Annotated in this window: 31 protein-coding genes and 1 tRNA gene; 18 read left to right on the forward strand and 14 right to left on the reverse strand. The window is 58.6% G+C overall.

Annotated features, from left to right (window positions below):
- Positions 1–31 precede the first annotated feature (31 nt).
- Positions 32–466, reverse strand: coding sequence for an OsmC family protein (locus O4G74_RS15545; RefSeq protein ID WP_269403458.1), 435 nt, complete (start codon positions 464–466; stop codon positions 32–34).
- Between the two features lie 154 nt (positions 467–620).
- On the opposite strand from O4G74_RS15545, the gene O4G74_RS15550 reads away from it, so the two are divergent.
- The 3 genes from O4G74_RS15550 (at position 621) to O4G74_RS15560 (ending at position 3,315) form a co-directional block, all read left to right on the forward strand.
- Positions 621–1,988 (forward strand): serine hydrolase domain-containing protein, encoded by a 1,368-nt coding sequence (locus tag O4G74_RS15550; protein WP_269403459.1) that lies wholly within the window; start codon positions 621–623, stop codon positions 1,986–1,988.
- 71 nt (positions 1,989–2,059) lie between these two features.
- On the forward strand, positions 2,060–2,827 hold the full coding sequence (locus tag O4G74_RS15555; RefSeq protein WP_269403460.1) for a competence/damage-inducible protein A: 768 nt from the start codon (positions 2,060–2,062) through the stop codon (positions 2,825–2,827).
- Positions 2,824–3,315, forward strand: a complete 492-nt coding sequence (locus O4G74_RS15560; protein ID WP_269403461.1) for a hypothetical protein — start codon at positions 2,824–2,826, stop codon at positions 3,313–3,315. The genes O4G74_RS15555 and O4G74_RS15560 overlap by 4 nt, the downstream gene beginning before the upstream one ends.
- Here the strand turns inward: O4G74_RS15560 and O4G74_RS15565 are convergent.
- Complete coding sequence (locus O4G74_RS15565; RefSeq protein WP_269403462.1) at positions 3,302–4,987, reverse strand: FAD-dependent oxidoreductase; 1,686 nt, start codon at positions 4,985–4,987, stop codon at positions 3,302–3,304. The two genes, O4G74_RS15560 and O4G74_RS15565, sit on opposite strands and share 14 nt — an antisense overlap.
- A gap of 81 nt (positions 4,988–5,068) precedes the next feature.
- Here O4G74_RS15565 and O4G74_RS15570 point away from each other — a divergent pair, with 81 nt between their 5' ends.
- From O4G74_RS15570 to O4G74_RS15590, 5 genes are all read left to right on the forward strand, one after another.
- On the forward strand, positions 5,069–5,845 hold the full coding sequence (locus tag O4G74_RS15570) for an enoyl-CoA hydratase (RefSeq protein WP_018146839.1): 777 nt from the start codon (positions 5,069–5,071) through the stop codon (positions 5,843–5,845).
- Positions 5,846–5,944: 99 nt separating this feature from the next.
- A complete protein-coding gene (locus O4G74_RS15575) occupies positions 5,945–6,292 on the forward strand; it encodes a hypothetical protein (protein WP_269403463.1) in 348 nt (115 codons plus the stop codon).
- A gap of 36 nt (positions 6,293–6,328) precedes the next feature.
- The gene (locus O4G74_RS15580) at positions 6,329–6,874 is read left to right on the forward strand and encodes a hypothetical protein (protein WP_269403464.1); all 546 of its coding nucleotides are present in this window, start codon (positions 6,329–6,331) and stop codon (positions 6,872–6,874) included.
- A gap of 98 nt (positions 6,875–6,972) precedes the next feature.
- Positions 6,973–8,187 (forward strand): acetyl-CoA C-acetyltransferase, encoded by a 1,215-nt coding sequence (locus O4G74_RS15585; RefSeq protein WP_269403465.1) that lies wholly within the window; start codon positions 6,973–6,975, stop codon positions 8,185–8,187.
- A 69-nt stretch (positions 8,188–8,256) separates the two neighbouring features.
- A tRNA-Leu gene (locus O4G74_RS15590) sits at positions 8,257–8,343 on the forward strand.
- A gap of 12 nt (positions 8,344–8,355) precedes the next feature.
- Here O4G74_RS15590 and O4G74_RS15595 read toward each other — a convergent pair.
- The 4 genes from O4G74_RS15595 to O4G74_RS15610 all read right to left on the reverse strand — a co-directional run bounded on the left by O4G74_RS15595 (position 8,356) and on the right by O4G74_RS15610 (position 10,259).
- Positions 8,356–8,685 (reverse strand): hypothetical protein, encoded by a 330-nt coding sequence (locus O4G74_RS15595; protein ID WP_269403466.1) that lies wholly within the window; start codon positions 8,683–8,685, stop codon positions 8,356–8,358.
- Between the two features lie 102 nt (positions 8,686–8,787).
- Positions 8,788–9,444, reverse strand: a complete 657-nt coding sequence (locus O4G74_RS15600) for a hypothetical protein (protein WP_269403467.1) — start codon at positions 9,442–9,444, stop codon at positions 8,788–8,790.
- Positions 9,445–9,503: 59 nt separating this feature from the next.
- The gene (locus O4G74_RS15605) at positions 9,504–9,902 is read right to left on the reverse strand and encodes a phage holin family protein (protein ID WP_269403468.1); all 399 of its coding nucleotides are present in this window, start codon (positions 9,900–9,902) and stop codon (positions 9,504–9,506) included.
- 12 nt (positions 9,903–9,914) lie between these two features.
- A complete protein-coding gene (locus tag O4G74_RS15610; RefSeq protein WP_269403469.1) occupies positions 9,915–10,259 on the reverse strand; it encodes a DUF883 family protein in 345 nt (114 codons plus the stop codon).
- A 129-nt stretch (positions 10,260–10,388) separates the two neighbouring features.
- Between O4G74_RS15610 and O4G74_RS15615 the strand changes: the two genes are divergently transcribed.
- On the forward strand, positions 10,389–11,165 hold the full coding sequence (locus tag O4G74_RS15615) for a Crp/Fnr family transcriptional regulator (protein WP_269403470.1): 777 nt from the start codon (positions 10,389–10,391) through the stop codon (positions 11,163–11,165).
- 15 nt (positions 11,166–11,180) lie between these two features.
- Here the strand turns inward: O4G74_RS15615 and O4G74_RS15620 are convergent, their stop codons facing one another.
- Positions 11,181–12,362, reverse strand: coding sequence for a Glu/Leu/Phe/Val family dehydrogenase (locus tag O4G74_RS15620; protein WP_269403471.1), 1,182 nt, complete (start codon positions 12,360–12,362; stop codon positions 11,181–11,183).
- Positions 12,363–12,452: 90 nt separating this feature from the next.
- A complete protein-coding gene (locus tag O4G74_RS15625) occupies positions 12,453–13,241 on the reverse strand; it encodes a response regulator (RefSeq protein WP_119377911.1) in 789 nt (262 codons plus the stop codon).
- 165 nt (positions 13,242–13,406) lie between these two features.
- Between O4G74_RS15625 and O4G74_RS15630 the strand changes: the two genes are divergently transcribed.
- Genes O4G74_RS15630 through O4G74_RS15640 form a run of 3 tightly spaced genes read left to right on the forward strand, consistent with a single transcriptional unit; the run spans position 13,407 to position 15,887 of the window.
- Positions 13,407–13,577 carry a NepR family anti-sigma factor gene (locus O4G74_RS15630; RefSeq protein ID WP_269403472.1) on the forward strand — a complete coding sequence of 57 codons (171 nt, stop codon included), beginning with the start codon at positions 13,407–13,409 and terminating at the stop codon, positions 13,575–13,577.
- 8 nt (positions 13,578–13,585) lie between these two features.
- On the forward strand, positions 13,586–14,194 hold the full coding sequence (locus O4G74_RS15635) for a sigma-70 family RNA polymerase sigma factor (protein ID WP_269403473.1): 609 nt from the start codon (positions 13,586–13,588) through the stop codon (positions 14,192–14,194).
- Between the two features lie 40 nt (positions 14,195–14,234).
- Positions 14,235–15,887: a sensor histidine kinase gene (locus O4G74_RS15640; RefSeq protein WP_269403474.1), complete on the forward strand. Its 1,653-nt coding sequence runs from the start codon at positions 14,235–14,237 to the stop codon at positions 15,885–15,887.
- Here the strand turns inward: O4G74_RS15640 and O4G74_RS15645 are convergent.
- The 3 genes from O4G74_RS15645 to O4G74_RS15655 are packed head-to-tail and all read right to left on the reverse strand — an operon-like array spanning position 15,884 to position 17,807.
- Entirely contained in the window at positions 15,884–16,690 is an 807-nt protein-coding gene (locus O4G74_RS15645) for a metallophosphoesterase family protein (protein ID WP_269403475.1), read from the reverse strand. The two genes, O4G74_RS15640 and O4G74_RS15645, sit on opposite strands and share 4 nt — an antisense overlap.
- Entirely contained in the window at positions 16,690–17,544 is an 855-nt protein-coding gene (locus O4G74_RS15650; protein ID WP_269403476.1) for a diacylglycerol/lipid kinase family protein, read from the reverse strand. Before O4G74_RS15650 ends, O4G74_RS15645 begins: the two co-directional genes overlap by 1 nt.
- On the reverse strand, positions 17,541–17,807 hold the full coding sequence (locus tag O4G74_RS15655; RefSeq protein ID WP_269403477.1) for a DUF7218 family protein: 267 nt from the start codon (positions 17,805–17,807) through the stop codon (positions 17,541–17,543). The genes O4G74_RS15650 and O4G74_RS15655 overlap by 4 nt, the downstream gene beginning before the upstream one ends.
- Positions 17,808–17,907: 100 nt before the next feature.
- Between O4G74_RS15655 and O4G74_RS15660 the strand changes: the two genes are divergently transcribed.
- On the forward strand, positions 17,908–18,174 hold the full coding sequence (locus O4G74_RS15660; protein ID WP_269403478.1) for a hypothetical protein: 267 nt from the start codon (positions 17,908–17,910) through the stop codon (positions 18,172–18,174).
- A gap of 81 nt (positions 18,175–18,255) precedes the next feature.
- On the opposite strand, the gene O4G74_RS15665 is transcribed toward O4G74_RS15660, so the two are convergent.
- The gene (locus O4G74_RS15665; RefSeq protein WP_269403479.1) at positions 18,256–18,399 is read right to left on the reverse strand and encodes an entericidin A/B family lipoprotein; all 144 of its coding nucleotides are present in this window, start codon (positions 18,397–18,399) and stop codon (positions 18,256–18,258) included.
- Positions 18,400–18,543: 144 nt separating this feature from the next.
- Here O4G74_RS15665 and O4G74_RS15670 point away from each other — a divergent pair, with 144 nt between their 5' ends.
- The 4 genes from O4G74_RS15670 (at position 18,544) to nusG (ending at position 20,643) form a co-directional block, all read left to right on the forward strand.
- On the forward strand, positions 18,544–18,717 hold the full coding sequence (locus O4G74_RS15670; RefSeq protein WP_119377902.1) for a DUF1328 domain-containing protein: 174 nt from the start codon (positions 18,544–18,546) through the stop codon (positions 18,715–18,717).
- A 124-nt stretch (positions 18,718–18,841) separates the two neighbouring features.
- The gene (locus O4G74_RS15675) at positions 18,842–19,720 is read left to right on the forward strand and encodes an SMP-30/gluconolactonase/LRE family protein (RefSeq protein WP_269403480.1); all 879 of its coding nucleotides are present in this window, start codon (positions 18,842–18,844) and stop codon (positions 19,718–19,720) included.
- A gap of 137 nt (positions 19,721–19,857) precedes the next feature.
- The gene (gene secE / locus O4G74_RS15680) at positions 19,858–20,073 is read left to right on the forward strand and encodes a preprotein translocase subunit SecE (protein ID WP_119377900.1); all 216 of its coding nucleotides are present in this window, start codon (positions 19,858–19,860) and stop codon (positions 20,071–20,073) included.
- 24 nt (positions 20,074–20,097) lie between these two features.
- The gene (gene nusG, locus O4G74_RS15685; RefSeq protein ID WP_119377899.1) at positions 20,098–20,643 is read left to right on the forward strand and encodes a transcription termination/antitermination protein NusG; all 546 of its coding nucleotides are present in this window, start codon (positions 20,098–20,100) and stop codon (positions 20,641–20,643) included.
- Positions 20,644–20,666: 23 nt separating this feature from the next.
- On the opposite strand, the gene pgi is transcribed toward nusG, so the two are convergent.
- Entirely contained in the window at positions 20,667–22,214 is a 1,548-nt protein-coding gene (gene pgi, locus O4G74_RS15690; protein ID WP_269403481.1) for a glucose-6-phosphate isomerase, read from the reverse strand.
- Between the two features lie 14 nt (positions 22,215–22,228).
- On the reverse strand, positions 22,229–22,933 hold the full coding sequence (gene pgl / locus O4G74_RS15695) for a 6-phosphogluconolactonase (RefSeq protein WP_269403482.1): 705 nt from the start codon (positions 22,931–22,933) through the stop codon (positions 22,229–22,231).
- Between the two features lie 199 nt (positions 22,934–23,132).
- On the opposite strand from pgl, the gene O4G74_RS15700 reads away from it, so the two are divergent.
- On the forward strand, positions 23,133–23,233 hold a 101-nt coding region (locus O4G74_RS15700), incomplete at its 3' end, for a GTP-binding protein (protein ID WP_269402830.1).

Genomic DNA, 23,233 nt, shown 5'->3' on the forward strand with positions numbered 1-23,233 from the left:
CCGCTTTCCGCTGTACTATCCCTGAACAAGATCAGGCGAGTTTGGCGTCGAGCGTCACTTTAATGGCGCCGAGGGCCTTGGACAGTGGGCATTCTTCCTTGGCCTTGTTGGCAAGCTCCTGGAATTTCGCCTCCTCGATCCCCGGCACTTTGCCGGTGAGGGTCAGGGCGGACGACTTCACTTCAAAGCCGCCATCCACTTCCTCAACCGTGACGACGGATTTCGCTTCAAGGTCCTCGGCCGGCGTGTCGTTCATGGCGAGGAAGGCCGAAAGCTGCATCGCAAAACAGCCCGCATGGGCCGCGCCGAGCAGCTCTTCCGGGTTCGTCCCGGCCTTGCCGCTTTCGTCTTCGAAGCGGGCCTTGAAGGAATAACCATGGCTTGAGAGCGCGCCGCTCTGGGTGTCGATGGTGCCTTTGCCGTCCTTGAGGGGGCCTGACCAATGGGCTGTGGCGTGACGTTTCATGCTGAAGTCCTTTCCTTTGGGGAAGCTGTTGATACCTCTCACCTTGAGCGGCGAGGTGTCGGGTCAAGTCTGAAACGTTGGGCCGACCGAAGAGGTTGCCTGCAGGCGGAAACTAGCGCTTGTTAAAGTCGGAAAGTCCTGGGAGGAAATCGTCGTGAAGAACGAAATCATGGTGCTGTCACGGTGTATGGGCGGTGTACTGGCGGTGTTTCTGGCGGCGGCCTGCACAAATGCAGCTGATCCGGCAGAAAACGTGCCTGCATCGTCGCCCGAAAGCGAAGATGCCGCCGCAGAAGCGGGTGCTTCGTTCAGCCAAGAGGGGCTCGCCGCGCTCGACGATCTTCTCGCAGGCTATGTCGGGGCAGGGCAGGTGGCTGGCATCGAAGCCCTGCTCGTTCAGGATGGCGAGGTCGTCTATTCCGCTGCCCATGGACTGCGCGATGTCGAAGAGCAGACCCCTCTCGGCGAGGACACGATCTGGCGCATCTATTCCATGACGAAGCCGGTCACCAGTGTAGCTCTGATGCAGCTTTATGAAGACGGCAAGTTCGACCTCGACGATCCGCTAAGTGACTATATCCCAGAGTTCGAGAACCTGCAGGTGCTGGCCGGTGAGAATGAGGATGGCACGCCTGTCCTTGAACAGCTGGAACGCGAGCCGACTATTCGCGATGCCATGCGCCATACGGCAGGGTTCGCCTATGGTCTGTTCGGACAGGACTATGCGAACCGCCAGTTCCGGGAGACCGGCATCCTTCGTTCGCAGGATCTCGACATGCTGGTCGACAAGGTCGCCGACGTGCCGCTTCTGTTCCAGCCGGGCGAGCAATGGTCTTACTCAGTCAGCGTCGATATCCAGGGTTATCTGATCGAGCACTTCTCCGGGGTGAGCCTTGGCGAGTATCTCGACGCCAACATTTTCACCCCGCTGGGAATGGATGACACCGGCTTTTTTGTTCCAGACGGCGATTATGAGCGCTTCGCTGACCTGATGGTCTGGTCGTCCGAAGCAGGTCGCTTCGTGCCGGTTCCGGAGACCCGAGAAAGCCAGGGGGCACTGCCTTACCTCTATCGTGAGGAGACCGTACCGTTCGAGTCGGGTGGGCACGGGCTTGTCGCGACAATTGATGACTATGCCCGCTTCAGCCAGATGATGCTGAATGCAGGGAGCCTCGATGGCGCAGAGATCATTTTGCCAGAGACAGTCGACCTGATGACGAGCGACCAGCTGCCCGAAGATCTGGGCATTGGGTTCAACGGTACGGCGCGGGCCACCATGACGGCAGAGCCGCACAAGTTTGGTCTGGGCTGGGGCGTTATCTCAGACCCTGAAGGCATGGCGAGCCCTGCAGGGGCTGGCACCTATTATTGGGGCGGCGCAGCCGGGACATGGTTCTGGATCGATCCGGTGAACGATCTGTACTTTATTGGAATGATCCAGCGATTTGGAGATAATCCCGATATGCCGTTTGAGCCGCGCGCCCAGTCAATGGCGCTGGTCTACGATGCCTTGCAGAAATAGTACATAATTTGGCCAACTCCTCGCTAGCCTATCGGCTAGAGAGACAGGTCAGTCATTCGCAGGACATATCTATGACAGCACCTACCGCCGCTATCTGCCTCATCGGGGACGAGCTTCTTTCAGGACGCACGCGGGACATCAACGTCCAGCAGATTGCGGGATATCTGCGTCCGCTCGGCATTCCAGTCGAAGAAGTACGGATCGTACCCGACGTTCAGGCGCGCATCGTCGAGGCGGTCAATGCGCTTCGGGAACGCTATGCTTATGTCTTCACGACGGGCGGGATCGGGCCGACCCATGACGATATTACGGCGGATGCGATTGCCGCCGCCTTCGGCATCGGGATCGACAAGCATCCCGATGTGATGGCGATGTTACAGGAACGCTATGACGAGATCGGCACCGAATTCACCGAGGCGCGCCAGCGCATGGCGCGCATTCCCGACGGCGCAAGCCTGATCGAGAACCCGGTATCGGGGGCGCCAGGCTTTCAGACCGGGAATGTCTTCACTTTGGCGGGTGTGCCTTCCATTGTTCAGGGCATGCTTCAGGATGTCGGTCACAGGCTGGAGCATGGCAGGGTGGTCCATGCACGGACGGTACGTGTACCGGGCCTGCGCGAAGGCGATATCGCCGAGGCGCTCAGCGAACTCGACAAATCATTCGAAGAGGTGAGCTTCGGCTCCTATCCCTGGTTCAGGTCAGTGAACGATCATGGTGTGTCGCTGATCGCTCGCTCTGCTGATGAAGCCGCGCTGACCATTGCAGCGCAGAAGCTTGTCGAACTGGCCGCCTCCGTCGGTGGTGACGGCGAAGTCATAGAAGGAGAAGCAAGTTGAGCAGGCCCACTCTCTCAAGGACGCCGGTGATCATCCTGTCGGGGATCGCCATGGTCGCCATCGGTTTTTGTTTCAGCCTCGTCGCACCGGTCATTGATGGCGAACTTCTCGACATGATCTGGTCCGGCCCGGCGGCGGAAGCCCGCCTTGCTGAAATGAATGCCGACGCCCGGACGGTGCACTTCTGGACGACACTGATCATCGATACGGCGTACCCGCTGGCTTATGGCGCATTCCTGGCTGGGCTGGCTGCGCGCTTCGCGCCGGTGCGGTTTGCTCGGCTCGCCATGGTCCCGGCCTTCCTGATCGTCATTCTGGATCTCGCAGAGAACACGGTCCAGATGATCGCGCTACAGGACGCAGGCAATTACCTCTGGCTAAAGACGTATCTCACGCCGGCGAAGTTCGGCATGTTCGCTTTTGCGGCGCTACTTGCCGGCGTCCTCGGCCTCGTCGCGCTTGCGCGGTTTGCGCTCAGGAACCGCTAGGCGGGTCTGCTTCTGCAAGAGCCTTGTGAATGTCGCTCACGACGACTGAGCCTTCGCCAACGCCCGAAGCGACCCGTTTGACCGATCCGATCCGAACATCGCCGACGGCATAGACGCGCGGCCATGAGGTTTCATAGCGGGTCGGCATCCGGTCCAGCGTCCAGCCTGCGCGAACGAGGTCGAGATTGGAGAGGTCCGGACCTGTTTTCACGAACCCTTTCTCATCGCAGCTCATATGCTGGGGCAGCCAGTCAGTGAATGGCTGGGCGCCGATGAAGAGGAAGACAAAGCCGATATCGTGCTCGCTTATATCCTTTGTGGTGCGGTGGCGAAAGCTGAGCCGGGTGAGCCGGTCATTGAGTTGATCTTCGCTGCCCGTGCCGTGAAGTGTCTCGATTTCTGTTTCCGCGTGGAGGTGGATGTTCGGCGTCTCTTCAAGCCGGCGAACGAGGTATTCCGACATTGTGTCTCGAATATTGGGTCGTCTGAACAGGACGTGCACATTGCGGGCGGCCTGACTTAGGAAGACCGCCCCTTGACCGGCGGAATTGCCTGCACCGACGATGCAAACATCCTGGCCGCCGCAAAGCTGCGCCTCCATCGGCGTTGCGCCGTAATAAATTCCGCGTCCTTCAAACCGTTCGAGGTTCTCGATCGGCAGGCGGCTGTACTGTGCGCCTGTTGCGATGACCACGGCGCGCGCCTTCAGGCGGCGGCCGTCCTTCAGGGACAGGCAGTAATTGTCGCCATCGCGGGCGAGGTCGACGGCAGTCGCAGGCGAGGCGATGCGTGCGCCGAATTTCTGCGCCTGGATGGAGGCACGCGAAGCGAGCTCGCGGCCAGACACGCCCATCGGGAAGCCGAGATAGTTCTCGATCTTTGACGATGTGCCGGCCTGTCCGCCGGGGCCATCACTGTCGAGCGTGACGACGGTCAGGCCCTCGGAGGCAGCATAGACAGATGCCGCAAGTCCGGCAGGCCCTGCGCCAACGACGACAAGGTCCGTGCAGCTATTGTCGGGCACGAGGTCGAGGCCGAAAGCTTCGGACAGTTCACTGACGCCGGGACGCGACATGATGCGGGAACGCCCGCGGATGACGACAGGCAGGTCGTCTGGCTGAATCTCCCGCGCCTCCATGATCCGCTTGGCCAGCGGGTCCTTGTCCGGGTCGAGCCAGCGATGGGCGATCATGTGTTTGGAAAGGGTGTCGCGTGCGACGAACACGTCGCGGTCATGCGCATCACCGATCACGATGACGGCGCCATGGGCGGCGTTGTGCGAGAAGATCCGCCGCGCCGTCAGCGTCCGTACGAAGATGTCAGAGAAGTGCGAGTTCTCGACCAGCAGGCGCTGAAAGCTGTCATGCGAGATGTGCAGGACCTCACCACCCTTGCCCATCACGACGCGCGAAAGCGACGCCTGACCGGTCAGGATGGAAATGTCGCCAGCAAACTGGCCGCGCTCCATCCAGCCAAGACGCTTTTCGCCGTCGGGCGTCTCAACGAGGATGTCGGTGTGCCCTGAGAGGGTGATGAGGCAATCTACATTTGCATCGCCCTCATCCACGAGAGGGGCGCCTGCCGTATGGGTGCGCACTTCGCCAAAAGGCTTCAGCGCTTCGAGCTCCTCGTCCGAAAAGGTGAAGTTTATGTCGGCAGGAGGCTTACCCATGGTCTGGCCTTGGCGTTTGTCGGTGGGGCAGTTTAAGTCTCTAGCGACGAAGCAGAACAAAGACCATGGAGAGGAAGCGAGATGTCCGAGAATATCGTGCGCGTGGAGAGAGACGGCCCCGTGGCCATTGTAACGATGAACCGGCCGGATGCGCTGAATGCACTCAGCCGCGCGCTGCGTGCCGAGCTGGTGAAAGTGTTCACGGAGCTGGCAAAGGACGATACGGTCCGCGCGGCCGTGCTGACGGGGGAGGGCCGCGCCTTCACCGCGGGGGTGGATCTCAAGGAAGCGGGGCAGACAGGCTTCGCGCTCGGGGCTGATGGCGGCGATATTGACCTTTCAAAAGGTCTTGCCGCTTTCCCGTGGCCGATCATTGGCGCGATCAACGGGTTTGCGATTACCGGTGGCTTTGAACTCGCCCTGATGTGCGACGTCTTGCTGGCATCAGAGAATGCGAAGTTCGCTGACACACATGCGCGCGTCGGCATCGTGCCAGGTTGGGGGCTCAGCCAGAAACTGCCGCGCATGATCGGCATGAGCCGCGCCAAGGAACTGTCCTTTACCGGCAACTTCCTCGATGCAGAGACCGCAGAGCGCTGGGGCCTCGTCAACCGCGTCTACAAGGCGGATGCGCTGCTGCCTGCGGCGATCAAGATGGGCCACGAGATGGCAAGCTGTGACGCTGTGCTGCTGCGCAAGTACAAGGCGCTGATCGATGACGGTTTCGCCTCGACATTCGGCGATGCGATGAAGATGGAAGTGAAGCGCTCGGCCGAACATGCCCAGTCGGTCACAGCCGACAGTGTCGAACAGGCACGCAAGGCGGTGACCGAACGCGGACGCGGCCAGAACGGCTAGGCCACATACGGGCGAGCAGGGCAAATTTGCTGGCATTATCTTGGAAAATGCTGCAAATGCTCCAGTTCCTGCGTGAAGGTTCTTTTTTCGGAGTTACAGATGCTCGCCCGTATTTTTGTTCTTGCTTCACTTCCGTTCGCCCTCTCCATGACGGCGACCGGTCAGATTGCGACCAGTAACGAGAATGGGGCGACGGGCGCGTATTCAAACGATATCGACTCGTCCTTTACCTCCGAGAGCCGCTTTGGCCCGCGTAGCGCGCTGGATGATCTGCGCGCCAATGTGGACCGGGACCGCGAAGCCGAAGAGCGCCTGCGCCAGCGTCAGCAGCGTATGCGCGACACTGAAAGCGCCGAGGAAACCGGCACGCTGATCGATACGGGTCTGCCGGACCCGGTCACCGAAGAAGACCTCGCTGACAGCGAAGTCGAGCGCGTCGAAGACTAAAGGGAACTCTGGCGACCGGCCTGCCGTTGATCCGGCATGTCTGTTCCGCGCTCCCGTCCCATAAAAATCGCTCTGATACTCGCTACCGGCTTTGCCGTGACCGCTCCGGTTCTGGCGCAAAGCGCTGAGACCTACGTGGCGAACGGGCGCTATGCGAGCGACTATGAAGTTGGCACCTGGCCCGATAGCGAGCGGGCACGCCAGACGAACTATCTCGAACAGCAATACATGGCCTCCGACGAACTGCTCGGCGGACCTGTCGCAAAGCCCGGTGAGCCGCGCTTTGGCCGAGCGGCCGTCGCGGAAGTCGGGGCGATCCGTTCTGAGCTGCGTCTCGCAAGTGCAACAAATGCAATGGATGGCGGCAGCGCAGCGCCTGTTCAGCCGACTGGACCGAAAGCAGGTATGCGCGTTGTGGACGCGTATGGCGACGAGATCGGGTCCGTGGCGATGGTCCAGTCAGAGGATGGCCGGGTTGATGCTGTATGGGTACGTATCACCAGCGGCACAGCGACGGACCTTGTCCAGCTGACGCGCGAGCGCTTCGATATCGAAAGCGGACGTGTCATCATTACTGGATAACGGCGCGTGGCCCGCGCCCACGCATTTCTCCACGGCATGGGTTGCACGCAGAGCCGAGATTGGCTGTATGGCGTGGACCAGTTTCGGGAGGAAATACCATGCGTGATGTCGTCATCTGTTCACCGCTTCGTCTGCCTGTCGGCGGCTTCGGCGGCAGCCTGAAATCAGAGCAGGCGCATGACCTGGCTTCCTTCCTCGTTCGCGAACTGATGAGCCGCAATGATGTGCCGGCCGAAGCGGTCGACGATTGCGTTTTCGCGCAGTGCTATCCGTCCATGGAGGCACCTGCGCTGGGCCGGGTGGTCGCGCTTGATGCTGGCCTCACCACCGGGACGGGCGGGATCCAGATCGATCGTCGTTGCGGGTCCGGCCTTCAGGGCGTGATCTACGCCATCATGCAGATTGCGACCGGTGCGAGCGATGTGATGATTGCTGGCGGCGCAGAGAGCATGTCAAACGCGCCATTCTTTTCCACGCATATGCGCTGGCAGATCAAGGGCGACGGCCTGATGCTGCATGATGGCCTGACACGCGGGCGCTATACGGCGGGCGGCAAGTTCTACCCGGTAGAGGGTGGCATGATCGAGACGGCTGAGAACCTGCGCCGCGACTATGGCATTACGCGCGAAGCGCAGGATGAGTTTGCTTACAACTCCCACATGAAGGCGGCGGCCGCGCAGAAATCCGGCAAGTTCGACCAGGAAATCGTGCCGTTCACCGTGAAGGGCCGCAAGGGCGACACGATCGTCGACAAGGATGAGCATATCCGCGCCGACTCCTCGATTGAGAAGCTGTCGACGCTGCGCGCGCTACGCGGTAAGGTCGACCCGGATGCGACCGTGACAGCGGGCAACGCCTCCGGCCAGAATGATGGCGCGGCCGCCTGTATCGTCTGTACGCGCGAAGCGGCTGAGAAATATGGCCTGAAGCCGCTGGCGCGCCTCACTTCGTGGTCGGTGGCCGGCGTTGGTCCGGAAGTCATGGGCATTGGCCCTGTGCCATCGACGCAGAAGGCGCTGGACCGTGCCGGCTTGAAAATCTCTGATCTCGACGTGATCGAGCTCAATGAAGCGTTCGCCTCGCAGGTCCTCGCCTGCACCAAGGCGCTTGGCTTTGAGAAAGAAGATTATGAGCGCCTCAACCCTAATGGGTCCGGCATCTCGCTTGGTCACCCGGTTGGCGCGACAGGCGTGCGCATTCTCACGACGATGCTGTATGAGATGGAGCGCCGTGATGCGCGCTATGGTCTCGAAACGATGTGCATTGGCGGCGGGCAGGGTCTTGCTGCCATCTTCGAGCGTGTCACAGATTAGAATGTAGCTGACGGGCAAGCGTGCTTGCCTCAAGCCGCCGGTGCAAACTAAACAGCTGAGACGCGCCTCGCGGGCGTGGCGAAATTGGTAAACGCAAGGGACTTAAAATCCCTCGACCGTATGGTCTTGCCGGTTCAAGCCCGGCCGCCCGCACCATATTCCTTTAATTTAGGAGAGCGCCGTGTGGCGTCTTGGGCGCTCTGGCAGGAAGTCTGCCTGCTCGACACGTGCGCGGCATTCCGGAAGTGCATCGAGGGTTTCTTCGTCGAGGATGAGCGCGGAATTGAATTCACCGCTTTCGCCCTTGAGCGGAAGCGCATACTGGCCAGTCTCGACACCAGAATCGACTTCAACCGGAATGATCGGCAGGCCTGAACGGCATGCTGTCTCCGCGTCAGACATTTCTACGGCTGTCAGATGCACGCGGTCTGCAACTGCAGGCGCGGCGAAGAGCGTGGTTGCTGCAACTATTGCCAGTGATCTGATGGGTGTGCGCATGGTGTGTCCGCTTTCCTCGATTGAGAGGAAAACGCCGCCGCGCGAGAGCGGTTCCGCACAGGCTGCCGAACAGACGGTGGAAAGTGTAGATTTTCTGGCCGGCTAACCCGTGTTCACCAGGATGAAAACGAACAAGGAGTAGAGCGCCGAAAGGATCGCGAACTTGCCTACCGCTGCCAGTACGAAGGGACGGAGATCCTGCCAGCTTGTCTGACGGGCAATATCTGCAACTTCGGACGCGATCTCGCGGGTCATGCTGTCCATCTTGTGCCCCGACAGGGACAGGATGATCTTTGTTGTACGCTTGGCGTCGAAAGTGTCCGCTTCTTCAAGGACCTGCTCAAAGACAAGAGCGGCCACAGTCTCCCCCAGTGCCTGTTTTGGGCGCCAGTGGTGTTCATGCAATTTGCTGAGCACCAGTTTTGCGGTCGGGAAGATGACGATCGCATCGCGTATAATGAAGGCGATCAACAGCAGGACCGTCACGACCGACATGACCGTGTGGGAATAGAGGCCAATACGGAAGCCGAGCCATGTCAGGACGAGCAGCAGGGCCTTGATAAACACCGATTGCACAAAGTGAACCAGGTTCTCGTGAAAGAACGCGACTGCATGGCTCCTGATCCGCTCGCGCGCTTCGATGGCAGCCTGGCGAATAATCTTCTGCTTCTTGCGGCTGACCGCATCGCCAATCGCCTTACGGCCCAGACTCACGCCTGTCGTAAGGGCTGATACGACAAGAAAAGCCGTCCTCAACATGCGAGGACGGAACGGAATTGCTGCCTGATTGTAGTTCTGCAAGGACGGGCCATAGGCCGCTAGATCAGTTGATCGAACAGTTTTTGCAAGCTTTTCGACGCGTTGTCGGGGCTGGAAATGAGGAAGTAGCCAGCCGCGAGCGCGACAGTGGCCGCAACAACTGGACGCTTTTCGACTAATGCCTCAATGGCGTCGAAAGGCAGATCAGCCAGCATGTCGGCGGTTGCTGACTCAAACTGGTCAAGTTCCTCTTCCGTCGATTTGCCAGGTTTGAGAAACACGACTGTGCAAACACAGGCAATGAACAGAAAGACGCTTGCGACGCACACTGTTGCCCAGAGGAGACCTATGACCGACATCAGGGCGATAACGGCAGCGACCGTCAACGTGGTGACGCCGGCGAAGCCAAAAAAGACCGCGCCAGCGCCTGCAATTATTCTAAGTTTTGCGACATCCATGAAGGTAAGGTGTTACTTGCGCTTCAGCATGGCAAGCAGAACGCCGCTACCAAATGCAATGCCGATTGAGGCAATCGGATTTGAACGGACTTTATCCTCGATATAGTCGCGCGCTTTTTCTGCCTCGCCGCCAGCCTTGTCAGCGTATTCCTTTGAAACCTGCACGCCGCGGTCATATTCTTTGGATGTGCGTTCGCGAATGTACTTGCCTGAATTCGACGCGAGCGATTGAATGTCGGAGCGTAACTTTGCGACATCATCTTTGAGGGACTCGAAGTCAGATTCTGCCGCCTTGGCGGCAGCGTTCGCGGTGACGTCTTTTACGCCATTTGTCTTAGTTGCAGTTCGTCCAGCCATTGGTAACTCCCGGCATTACTAATTAATCTCATTTAATCAACGCCAAGTCCTTGCAAACGTTCCACGACCCATGGAATTTGCCTTTTTGATTTTCTGTATTTCGAGACTGGTAGGAAGAAGGCTGTTTTCATGAGCGTTTTTAAGAAGCGGCTGGGACAATACGTGACCCTCGACGATGAGGAGTGGGGACCGTTCGACGCGCTCGACCATAAGGAACAGGTCTTTCTGGCAGGTGACGATATCGTGCGGGCAGGGGATGCAATTCGCCATGTGTTCATCGTCATGGAAGGCTGGGCGATCCGTTACAGGCTGCTCGAGGACGGTCGCCGGCAGATCGTCAATTTCATGCTGCCGGGCGATGTGTTCGACCTGCAGTCTCTGGCCGATCTGAAGGCAGACCATTCGTTGACGGCGATTACTGAATGCAAGGTGCTCGTCATCGCGTCAGACGTCTTCGTCGACATGCTTCAGTGTTCTGCAAGTCTTGCTTCTGCCTTCTGGTGGTCGGCAGTGCAGGAAGAATCGATTCTTCGCGAACAGATCGTCAGGATCGGCCGGCGATCTGCACGTGAACGTATTGGGCATCTGCTTCTCGAGTTGCAGCGCCGTTTCGTGGGTGCCACGGGACTGGACGTCGAGCGGCTCACCGTGCCTCTCACCCGCGCCGACATTGCAGATGCGCTCGGCCTGACGCCAGTACATGTTTCGCGAACGATGTCCGCAATGCGACGGGCAGACCTCATAACGGAAGGAAGGGGCGGCGAAATCACCATCGTCGATCGTAACAAGCTGGCCCGCCTGTCACATTTCGATACTGACTATCTTCACCTCAAGAAGTTGCAGATCATCGGTGCTGGTCGACGCGTAATGGAGCCAGGCGAACCCCAGAGAGGGCTGGCGGACTAACTGATCGGCGAAGCCTCAATTTTCAAACAGGCCCTGGCCGATTGCGACCGCGTTCAGGTCTCGCAGGGCGTATAGCAACGCAGCGTTTCGCCAGTTTCCGTCACATTCATGGATGGTAGACGAGACCGAACCAGCCGCTGCGGAAAGTCGGTCCTTCCACATCGCCTCGATATCACCGAGCTTGTCTTTGCCGCCCTTCCGATAGGCGAGCCATTCAAGATGCGAGGCCGCGACGCCACCAGAATTAAACAGGATGTCAGGCCCGACAATTATACCGTTCTTTGAGAGCACTTCATCGGCGTTGACGGATATGGCAGCGTTGGCAATCTCGACGATCATCCTGCAGGACAGGCCACCAGCATTACTGGCGTCGATCACGTCAGATGTAGCCGCGAGGCAAAGTATGTCTGCGTCGACCTTCAGGATGGCATCGCAGTCGTTGTTGTAGTTCAGCCTGCCGGTAGCTTTCTGCTGGCTCAGCTGTTCGATATCGAGACCATCTGCGTTTAAGACCGCGCCGCTGCTGTCCGACATAGCGACAATGATTGCGCCGGTTTTGGTGGCATTCCGAGCGAATTCGAGACCTACCGTGCCCATGCCCTGAACGGCAATTCGCGCACTGGACAAATCGATCCCGAGATCTTCGGCCAGCCTCTGCAACAGAAACACCGCGCCGCGACCGGTTGCGCCCTCGCGAATGGAAAGGCCGCCAATGTCCACGGGCTTCCCCATTACAGCCCCAGCCGAACCGCTATTGTGCGCTGGCTCCAGGCCTTTGACCAGATTTCCCATATCCTCAGGCGTGGTGGCGACGTCCGGCGCAGCGATGTCATTGTCTTCGCGCAGCGTGTCAGAGAACAGCTCACCATAAGCCATGGCGAGCTGGCGCCGCTCAGCGTCCGTCAATGTCTGTGGATCGATACGGACAGCGCCTTTCGCACCGCCGAAAGGCAGGTCGAGAAGAGCGCATTTCAGTGTCATGAGAAAGCCGAGCCGCTTGACTTCATCGGCGTCAGCGCTCGCTGAAAAGCGGACGCCGCCTTTGGTGGGGCCTTTCAGCGTGTTGTAGCGGCACCGCCAGGCGCGCATGAGGTCCGTTCTGCCATCGTCGCGACTGATTGCGAGCTCACGCTCAATAAGTTCTGCAGGAAGTTTAAGGAGCCGACAGATATCTGCCAGCTCCTTATCAATTCCCATAATACGGTCCAGTCGGTGGACCGCCTGCTCCAGCAAGCCTGTCATGTGTCACCCTTGCTGAAACAAACTGAATTTCATTCGCGACAGAGCTTACTCTGCGGCCACAGATTCCGAAGATGGGTGGAAGAAAAGGGCCTGTCCAATTGCCGCCTTCACCGTATTTTCCTGGAACGGTTTCGGAATAAGGTAGGTCGGTTCAGGACGCTCACCTGTCAGCAGCCGCTCAGGGAAGGCGGTGATGAAGATGATCGGCACATCGAGTTCTTCAAGAATTTCATGTGCAGCTTCAATACCTGAAGAATTGTCTGCTAGCTGAATGTCGCAAAGGATCAGTCCAGGTGGATTGGCACGGGCCATGGCGACCGCTTCAGTGTGCGTGGTAGCATTGCCGGTCACTTCGTGGCCGAGTTCCTCGACAAGGCTCTCGAGGTCAGCTGCAATGACGGGTTCGTCTTCGATGATCAGAACCTTGGTTGAAAGCGTGTCTTCGATGTCGGTGTGGGCTTTGGCAATCAGCTCTTCAACCTGCTGGACCGTCTTGCCCAGGATCGTCGCAGCTTCACTGACCTGAAATCCTTCCAGTGCGGTGAGAAGGAAGGCCTGTCGCTCAATCGGCGCGAGCGCCTGCAGGCGTGTTTCCGGTGTCATTGCACCGCCCGGACGTTCCAAGCGTGCACCGGTGGACCCCCAGATGACGTGGAAGAAGCGGTAAAGCGCCTGGCGCGCTGGCAGCTCGTCACTGACCTGACTCGGATCCTCAGCCAATGCCGTCAGAGAGGCGCGGATATACGAATCGCCACTTTCCTGACTGCCGGTGAGCGCGCGCGCATAGCGGCGCAGAAACGGCAGGTGTGGACCAAATTGTTCAACAAGACTCATGCTAACCCTCGCACATTACGTTCGGTCTATAACTTGTGCTGAGCAGGAAAGTTGCAACCCAATGAAAAAAAGTTTGTGTCGAATGGAACTTTGCGTTTCCGAAGGCTTTACTGCTGTTCAGATAAGCACCGGGGACTTATGAGCGAAAAAGCGAGTCATACACCGATGGACCAACAGACAGGAGGGAGCGCAGACGACGACCGTGCACGCAAGTTGCGTCAGAAACGGATCGGCGATCAGCTCCGCCGCCTCTACGATGAGGTCACCGAGGAAGCTGTTCCTGAGGAGTTCTTGAATCTTCTCGAACAGGCCGACAATTCCAAGAACAAGCAATAGAGACTGTTTTGACCCAGCCGACACTCGATGATGAGGCGTTCAAAGCAGAGCTCGCCGGACTAATTCCACACCTGCGTGCCTTTGCGCGCAGTCTTTGCGGAAATGCCACTGCTGCTGATGATCTTGCACAAGAGGCCATGCTCAAGGCGTGGAAGGCTCGCGCAAGCTATCAAAGCGGCACGAATCTGAAGGCGTGGACCTTCACGATTCTCCGCAATCTCTTCTATTCGGAGAAACGTAGAAGCTGGCGCCGCCAGCAACTCGATCCGGAAGTTGCAGAGGCGACGCTGGTTGCAAACGATGATCCATCTTCTGCGATGGACCTGCTTGCCTTGCGGACGGGGCTTACAGTTCTCCCCGAAGATCAGCGCGAAGCCCTGATCCTGGTGGGCGCAGGGGGTCTTTCCTATGAGGAGACCGCTGAAATCTGCGGATGTGCCGTAGGCACAATCAAGAGCCGGGTCAGCCGTGCTCGCAAAGCGCTCGCCGAAATCATCGACAAGACCCAGGGCGGGTTTTCGGGTGATGGCACGCTGCGCGCTTCGGAAGCATTCGACGATATCATGAAACAGGCTGACGAGCTTTCCAGTGGATCAACCGCCGACGCCAGGAACTAGTAGAGCGCCCTCCAAAAGGGGCTCACTGAGGCTGCGATTGTTGATCACGATCGCAGCCGCTTTGACTCCTATTCTGATCTTTGCTGGTTTTCGGTCCTATCTGAATGCGCAGGATGCTCGCGCGGAGCGGCGTAACAACCTCGTAGAGATCTCTGACCGGGCAATCGATGAGGTGGAGCAGATCCTCTCAACGGTCGATACGTTGCAGCAGATCTATGAAGCAGATATCCTGAACGGCGACTGCAGGGGCGTATTTGCCACCCTGTCGCCGCGCGTGCCGCAGCTTTCCAATATCGCATTTTTCAATTCGGATGGCGCCGCTGAATGCTCTGCCCTGCAGGCCACCGGCGCGCGCGTTGTTCAGCTGGAGGCGTTTGAACTGTTGCGCCAGGGGCAGACGAAAGTGCGCACGGACGCATTCTTCGGCCCGCAGAGCCAGGCTTGGCTGTTCTCCGTGATGCGCCGCGTGGAGGGGCCCGATGGCTTGTTCCGCGGTGCGATCGCGTTTCCCCTTCGTACCGATGAGCTAATTCGTACGATCCGCCTGACGAATTTGCCCGAAGATGTCGAGCTCGCGCTTTCCGATAGTGGTGGACAGGTCTTCGGCAGCGCACGTATCGCAAATGTCGATCCCGACTGGATTGCAAGCGCGACCGGCGATGATGACGGTGAACTGTTCGTGCTGAACATGGATGATCAGGGCTCCGTCGATGTCGTTGTGCGTGCGATCGTCGACAACCGGATCTATGCAATCATCTCAAGGCCTTCGCCAGGTCTCTTTAGTGAGTTCACACTGCGGCCGCTGGAATCGATCGGAATTCCGCTTCTTTCATTTACGCTGGCGCTCCTCGCGGCGTGGCTTGCTGTAGATGGTCTCGTGCTGAAATGGCTGGCAAGGTTGCGCCGGCTCGCGCTTATCTACGGTGAGGGGCACTATAATTTTCGCATCGGCAATGAGTTCGATAACGCGCCTGATGAGATCCAGTCCTTCGCACGGACGTTCGACCGGATGGCGAACCGGATTGCTGAGCGCGATAGCTCCCTTCGCTCCGCTATTGCGACACGCGATTCCGCGGTGAAAGAAATTCACCACCGGGTCAAAAACAATCTTCAGATCGTTGCGAGCTTCCTGAATTTGCAACGACGCCAGGTGTCCGACCCGGCCGCACGAAATGTCATCTCTGCAGCGCGCCACAGGATTGATGCGCTCTCGATCGTTCACCAGACGCTCTACCAGCACGAGCGACTGGAAACAGTGCACATGCATCCATTTCTCGATGCGCTGCTGTCCCACCTCGCGGGGGCGCTGGGGATGGATGAGATCCGCGTGACGATCAAGCAGGACATCGCCGATATTGACCGGCCCGCCGACGATGCGATTCCGATTGCGCTATTCCTCCTCGAAGCAGTGACCAATGCCATGAAGTACGCCTTCGATGAGAATGGCGGAACGATACTGGTAAAGCTGTGGGAAGACGGTGATGATATCGTCCTCTCGGTCATCGATGATGGTGTCGGGGAGCAGGAGCAGGAAAACGCGCCGAAATCGACAGGGCTTGGCGCGAGATTGATGACCGCTTTTGCCAAGCAGTTGCGCGCCGAGATGAGCTCACATTCGGAACCCGGCAAGGGGTATACGGTGGAGTTGAGAATGCCCAGGTCTGAGCGAGAGATGAAGGCGACTGACTTCTAGTCTGCGCTGAGATGCGTTTCTTTCAGTTCGAAGTCAGGCGTCAGCACGTGCGGCTTTTGCGGAACGAACCGGTCGCCGTGCAGGTTGAATATCGTCACTGCGCAGTTCTCACCCGAGATATCAATCAGGTTGAAGCTTGCCGGGCTAGCGCGTAGGCGCGTTGACAGCGTACCCGCGGATACGGCGATATAGGCGTCTTGTTCATGGTCCACGACTGTGACGGATGGCACGTGTACGTGTCCCGTCAGAAGATAGCGAAAACCGCTTTGCGCAAGGCGACGGCTCGCCCGCCGGCCGCGGCGCGTCGATGTGCGCATCGGGGCATCAGGCGGCGACAGGAAGGGGTGGTGGCAGATCAGGAATGCGGTCTTCCTCTCCGTACCATTGCCGGTAGAAATTGCACTATCGAGATCCTCAAGATTGACCGATCCCTCAGCCCAGTTCTTGCGGGTTTGCCAGCCACGGGCCGTGTTGATGCCTGCAAGGACCGCATTATCGAGTTCGACAGGCGCACTGAATTCGTCGAAGTAATTGTCATGACGCTCAAACGGCGACACGACACGCTCGTACAGATTGAGAAGCGGCGTGTCGTGATTTCCTGCGACAACGAGCTTCGGAATCGAGAATGTGTCCAACCATTTGCGGGCGGCTTCGAATTCCTCATGTTTTCCGCGCTGGGTAAGGTCACCGCACACGGCGAGTGCATCGGGTTCGAGTGCGTCCACGGTGGCCTTGAAGGCCGAAATGGCGCGCGGGTTTTCCGTTCCGAAATGGACGTCTGCAACTTGAATTATCTTTGACATTACAAATTCGCGCTGAGAGCGCGTCCCGCTTTTGCGATCCTCGTAAAACTCGTGCCCGACCTAAGACGGACCGGTTCACCATCGAGTGTTATCCTCAAGTCGAGCCCGCGATCATGCTCGAGCTTTCCAGAGCGTATGTTTTCGCAGCTGACGCCAGAGGCATTGCGCCAGTCGTCGAAAAGGGCGCCAAAGCCCGCTGCGGCAAGCTCAAGAGGATTGTCTGGGTCGATATAGGCAAATTCAAGCGTATCGTCCTGCTGTGTGCCCACAAAGATGGACGCCGCTGTCGCGAAACCGGACACCGGTTTGCCGTCGCTTTTCTCGATTTCAAAGGTCATGTTGGTGCGCAGATCGAGAACATCACTACCCGAAAGGGTCTCTAGTGCTTTCAATACATGACCTTTGCGGATGGCCTCGCGCGGGCCGGTAAGATCGGTAAGGTTGCCAGCCATTGCGGCGACATAGAAAGTCCGTTCACCAGCCTTGCCGGCGGGAACATCAATTTCCTTTCCCTCCGTGAGAGCGCGATTGAGACAATCATTCCATTCGCAAGCACCGCCATGTATCTGTTTGTGAAACAGGTTCATCGTGCCACCGGGCAGGGGCAGTATCAGGGGGCCATCGGGGCCGGCATTTTCAAAAGTGCAGGCAATCGTCCCATCGCCGCTCCAGACAATCAGAATGTCGGGCGCGTCGGCGATTGCATCTTTGATCTGATCGACGAGATTGTCGATCTCGATTTCTACTATGGCGGCAGTGTGGCCAATCTCCTCAAGAGCGGCTCGAAGGATTTCAGCGCCGTCTTCCGGTACGCTACCCGAGTGCGGATTGACCAGCGCAGAGATCCTGCTCATCGGCTCTCCCGGAGCGCCTTGATCAGCTCGTCCTTTTTCATGTCTGAACGGCCCTCAATATCCAGCTCCTGCGCGCGATCATAAAGCTCTTCGCTGGTCCACTCTTCATAGGCTGGCGATTGACCGCCCTTCTTTGAGGGTTCCTGGTCAGAGTTCGCCTTCGCGTTTGCGATCCGCGCCGCTGTGGACTTTGAATAGCCATCGTCCCGAAGCGCTTCATAGGTTTCATCATCCTTGATGGATGATCCGTGGTCTTTTGCCATTTTGCCCTCGAAGTCATTTTTAACTGCGTAAATTTCGAACGTTAGCTGGAGAAATTCGTTCCCGCCGGGAACCGACTTCGGCCCATAGCGTAGAGTGAGCATGGAAAACGCAGCCCCCCAAAAACCAGCCGCAACAACACCTTATGATCCGGCAATCGGACCTTTGGGCGATGTTGCTTACGTATTTCGTCGCCTCGGCGGTATTTCGAGGCTCGACGTCGTCTGCTCCATGATTGGAGTTGCTTGCGTTGCTTTCTGGTCCTGTCTGCGCACGGGGAAAACGAAGGCCATGAACGCCACAATCCGCCCGACTGTATATCTTCTTTCCTATATTCCGGCTGAGAACAAACTCACCGAAGCGGTCTGATCCGGCATTCAGTATCGGCAGCAAGAAAAGCCCGGCCAGTAAAACTGGCCGGGCTTTGATTTTTTGTTTTTTTTTTGGGGCTTAAGCGCCAGCTTCTTCTGCAGATTCTTCAATGGCTTCACCAGTCGCCTCGACGTCTTGGCCTGCGCCTTCGACCGTGTTGCAGCCTGCTGCGAGAAGCGCCACGAGGCTGATACCTGCGATCATGATTGGGTTCTTTTTCATTACAATATCCTTTCTAGTCGCGGACCTTTTTCAACGATGTCTATTGGCGGGGGTTCCAAAATTTATTTGCGGAACCCGTTTGCCCCCATGCCCGTTTTCTCATCAACGGCATCGGGCCGTAACACGTAACTAAGGAGATCAATCATGCTTGGTTGGGCACTTACATTCTTCGTTCTGGCAATTATCGCCGCAGTTTTCGGTTTCGGTGGTATTGCCGGCGCATCCGCTGGTATCGCGCAGATCCTTTTCTTCGTTTTTCTCGCGCTGCTGGTGATCAGCTTTATCGCCCGCGCAGTCCGCGGCCGAAGTGTGATGTAAACGGTCAGAGAGACCAGATATTCCGCGAGAAGCGGCGCCTTCCAAGGCGCCGCTTTTCTTTTGCGCGCTGCAGAAATCGAGGGAGTGGCTTTCGTGTTGCTACAAACGAAGCTACAGCCGACACATGAAGCCTGCTGATCCACAATGCGTTGCCCCCACAAGCTGCCTTCTCGGCCAGAGCCCGGTGTGGAGCGCCAGTGAAGGGCTGCTGTTCTGGGTCGACCCGAACCGGGCCAAGCTCCACCGTTTCAAGCCAAAAACGGGCAATACACGCCGCTATGACCTGCCGCTGAAGGCCAGCGCTCTTGCGTTGGCGGGCGGGCAGCTGCTCATGGCGGGTGGGCTCGAAGCCGGCTTCTTCGACATCGAAACAGAAGAATATCGTCAGGTTGCACAGCTTGATGGCGACGGTTCGGAGCTGCGGATCAACTGTGGGGGATGCGGGCCGGACGGCAGCTTCTGGTTCGCGGTTATGGACAGTGGTGAACAACAGGCAAAGTCCTGTTGGTACAGGCTGCGGGGCAACCGAGAACTGGAAAAGATGGATGCGCGTCCCGTCGTCATCCCTTCGACGGGGTGTTTTTCCCCGGACGGCAGCGTTTTCTACACTGCGGACACGACGGAGCAGGAAATTCTCGCCTTTGATGTACGCGAAGACGGTTCGCTCGCAGGGCGAAGGGTATTTGCGACAACGAGTACAGGGGCAGGGTATCCTGACGGATGCGCGGTTGATGTGCATGGCTATGTCTGGAACGCCGAATGGGACGGAGCGCGTATCGTCCGGTACAGACCGGACGGCGCGGTCGACAGGGTTGTCTCTCTTCCAACGGTCCGCCCGACCGGCCTCTGTTTCGGCGATAGCGACCTCAGAACGCTTTACATCACGACTGCGCGCACGGGCCTTACCAGCTTCCAGATGGACACACAGCCCTTCGCCGGTGGACTGTTTGCGATGCGTACAGATTGTCCGGGGCTGAACATCCCCAATTGGCAGGAAGAGTAGCTTGTCAGCGGCCTTCTGGACTTGCCCGCAGAACTTCCTGCACCCACATGCCTTCACAATCAGCGCAAGGAAGAGTATGGCGGTGCATCGATACGGTCGAGACCGTAACAATTCCCCGGACTTTCAGGACGTATTTGATGGCCGATAAGGACAAGAAAAAAAGCGTGGACCCTGTGACCTTCGCCCGCCAGGTCGAGGCGGAAGGCCGCAAGGTGACGTGGACCTCGCCGCAGGAAACGGTGCAGGCGACCATCATGGTCGTGATCATGTCGATCATCGTGGCATTGTTTCTGTTCCTGTCAGACCAGGTCATCGCTATCCTGATCGGCCTCATTACCGGTCTCGGCGCCTAACAGTTTTCAAGGAGTGCCCCGCCCATGGCCGAGGCCAAATGGTATATCGTTCACGCTTACTCGAATTTTGAGAAGAAGGTCGCCCAGACCATTCGCGACCAGGCAAACCTCAAGAACCTGTCCGAGCTGATCGAAGAAATTGAAGTTCCGACCGAAGAAGTCGTCGAAGTCGTTCGCGGCAAGAAGAAGACCGTCGAGAAGCGCTACTTCCCAGGCTATGTCCTGCTCAAGGCGAACCTGACGGATGATGTCTATCACCTCGTTCGCGACACGCCGAAGGTTTCAGGCTTTCTTGGTGCGGAAGGCGGTAAACGCCCGCTTCCTGTTCCACAGCGCGAAGTCGACCGCATTCTCGGCACGGCAGATGAGCCAGCTGCTGAGCGTCCGCGTCCGCAGATCTCGTTCGAGATCGGCGAGCAGGTTCGCGTCAATGAAGGCGCGTTCCAGGGCTTTGAAGGCGGCGTGGAAGAAGTCGATGAAGCAGCTGGGCGCCTGAAAGTATCGGTCTCGATCTTCGGGCGCGCGACGCCGGTTGACCTTGAATACTCGCAGGTCGACAAGATCAACTAACGGATTTCTCCGTATAATCAGCTCTATGAACGGATCGCGGCGATCAGCTTCGCCGTGATGGCGTCGCTTGCCTGGCGCTCACCGCGCAAGGCAGGCTTCAGCCGTCCGGCCATCGTCTTGCCGCGCTCTACGCCCCACTGGTCGAAGCTGTTTAGGCCCCAGAGCTTGCCCGCAAGATAGGTGCGGTGCTCGTACAGGGCGATCAGGCTACCCAGACGATACGGGTTGAGGCGCGGTGCGTGCAGGATTGTCGATGGACGCCCGCCTGCATGTACCTTCTGCGCAGCGATCTCCAGCGGCAGGTCCGGCTCATCAGCCTGTACATCAGCAAGCGACCGGCCATTGGCCAGCACCTCGGCCTGGGCGAGCGCGTGCGCCGTGAGGCCTGTCACGCCGTCCGTATCGGATGTCTCACCAGGGGCGAGGATGAATTCAGCAGGCACCATTGATGGGCTCTGGTGGAGCCACTGATGGTAGGAGTGCTGGCCGATCGTGCCTTCGCCGCCCCAGAGCAGCGGGGCTGTCGGTCCTGATACAGGCCGGCCGTCGGGGCGAACGGACTTGCCATTCGACTCCATTTCCAGCTGCTGCAGATAAGCCGGCAGGAGCCTCAGGCGGCGCGAATAGGCAAGCAGCGCACGTGCGCCAAAGCCAAGTATTGTCGCGTTCCAGTAATCGAGCAGGGCAAGACGGATCGCGAGATTGTCAGCGACGTCAGCGGTGGCGACATGCTGGTCCATAGCTTCGGCGCCCGCGCGGAAGTCTTCCATGACGTCCGACTGCAGCGCGATAGAGCAGGCGAGGGAGCCGGCCGACCAGATCGAGAATCGCCCGCCGATCGTTTCTGGCATGTGGAGAATGAGGCCATCCGCCCCATCCAGCCAATCAATGGCGCGTTCGCGATTCGCAGTAATGAGCGCGAAGTGTTTGCTCCAGCCCTTTGGAATCGAAGCCTTTACCCAGTCGCGCGCGCGTCCAAGATTGTAGAGGGTTTCTTCGGTGCCGAAGGATTTGGAGACACCAACAATCAGCGTCTGCGCCGGGTCGAGGCCCTTCAGCGCGAGCTCAAGATCAAGCGGGTCAAGGTTGGCGCAATAGCGCAGCTCGATATCGTCGCGCCTCCGGTCCTCAAATGCATCTGCGATCAGGCGCGGGCCAAAGTCAGAGCCGCCAATGCCGATATGGACGACGGCCTTGAACCGCTCTCCGGTCGCACCTTTGCGGCTGGACCAGGCGATTTCCTGCGCGAGCGTTTCGGCATCGACGACGCTCTGGCGAATTTCGCGAACAGTTTCGCCCTTGGACTCGCTTGCCCGAAGCGCCCAGTGAAGCGCTGCCCGGCCTTCAGACGGATTGACCATTTCGCCATCGAACAGCTGGTCGATCGCTGTTTTCAGTTTCATGTCGTCGGCGAACGCGAAAAGTGCTGCGTTTGCGTCCGTGTCGAGATAGTGGCGCGAAAGATCGACGTTCCAGCCCGCCGCTGAAAGCGGTTTGGTGGCGGCCCTGACACTCAGAATGGTGCGGAAGGGCAGGGCACGCAGCCGTTCGGCGTGGTCATGCAGTGTCATTGGTCAGCCTCGGGTCAGGAGCAGGAAAAGATCGTTAGCGCATCGCCTGCGGCCTTGCGCATTTGTGTAACGGGATGAGCGCTGTTTCGGCGCTCGAAAACGGTGCGTTTCTGGTCGCCGCTCATCAGGAGCAGAACATAACGGGCGCGCGCCACGACGGGCAGGGTCAGCGTCATGCGCAGCGTATGGTCACCGGTCGTCTTGGATTTCGGGGCCTCGATTGCCGCCACGTGGTGGCCGGCGTCTGGTGACATCGCCTTATCGAGGCCTTTGGCGTCTGCAAACCATGACAGCGTGTGGCCATCAGCGCCCATCCCGAGCACCATAATGTCGACGGGCGAGGTGATCGGCCGGTACAGCGCGTCGACATCGTCGACAGCGTCAAAGGGCGAGGCATCTTTTGTTTTCATCGGCAAGAAGGTGGCGCCCGCGGCCTTGTTCTGGAGCAGCGTCTCGCGGACCAGCTTCTCGTTTGAGGCATTATCGGACGCGTCCACCCAGCGTTCATCGGCGAGCCCGACGCTGACTTTCGACCAGTCGAGGTCGATCTGCGAAAGCTCACGGTAGACAGGGCCGGGCGTGGAGCCGCCTGAACAGATCAGACTGGCCTTGCCGCGCCGGGCAAGCGCGTCCGCAAGCCGGGTTTCAATCCAGTGCGCTGCATCCATGTGAAGCGTCTCTGGCGTGCCGAATGTGTGGAAGGCTGTTGTCTGGCTCATATGGGGGAAGGGAGACTGCCTGAGCCGCTGGCTGTCAAGACCAAAGCCAGGCTCCTGCGCTTGAATTGTCATGGGTGCTTGAAAGCGCGCGCGCGCATGTGTATGTCGCCCGCTTCAACGGGAATCAAAGGCCCGCTGGCAAAAGGAAGCATCACCCCCCCGTCCGGCGGGCCGGACAGTAGCGAGAGGAGGCCGTGTTATGGCCAAAGAGAAGTTTGCGCGGAACAAGCCGCACGTAAACATCGGCACGATCGGCCATGTTGACCATGGCAAGACGACGCTGACGGCAGCGATCACGAT

This window comes from Henriciella marina (assembly GCF_027213945.1).
Taxonomy (GTDB): domain Bacteria; phylum Pseudomonadota; class Alphaproteobacteria; order Caulobacterales; family Hyphomonadaceae; genus Henriciella; species Henriciella marina_A.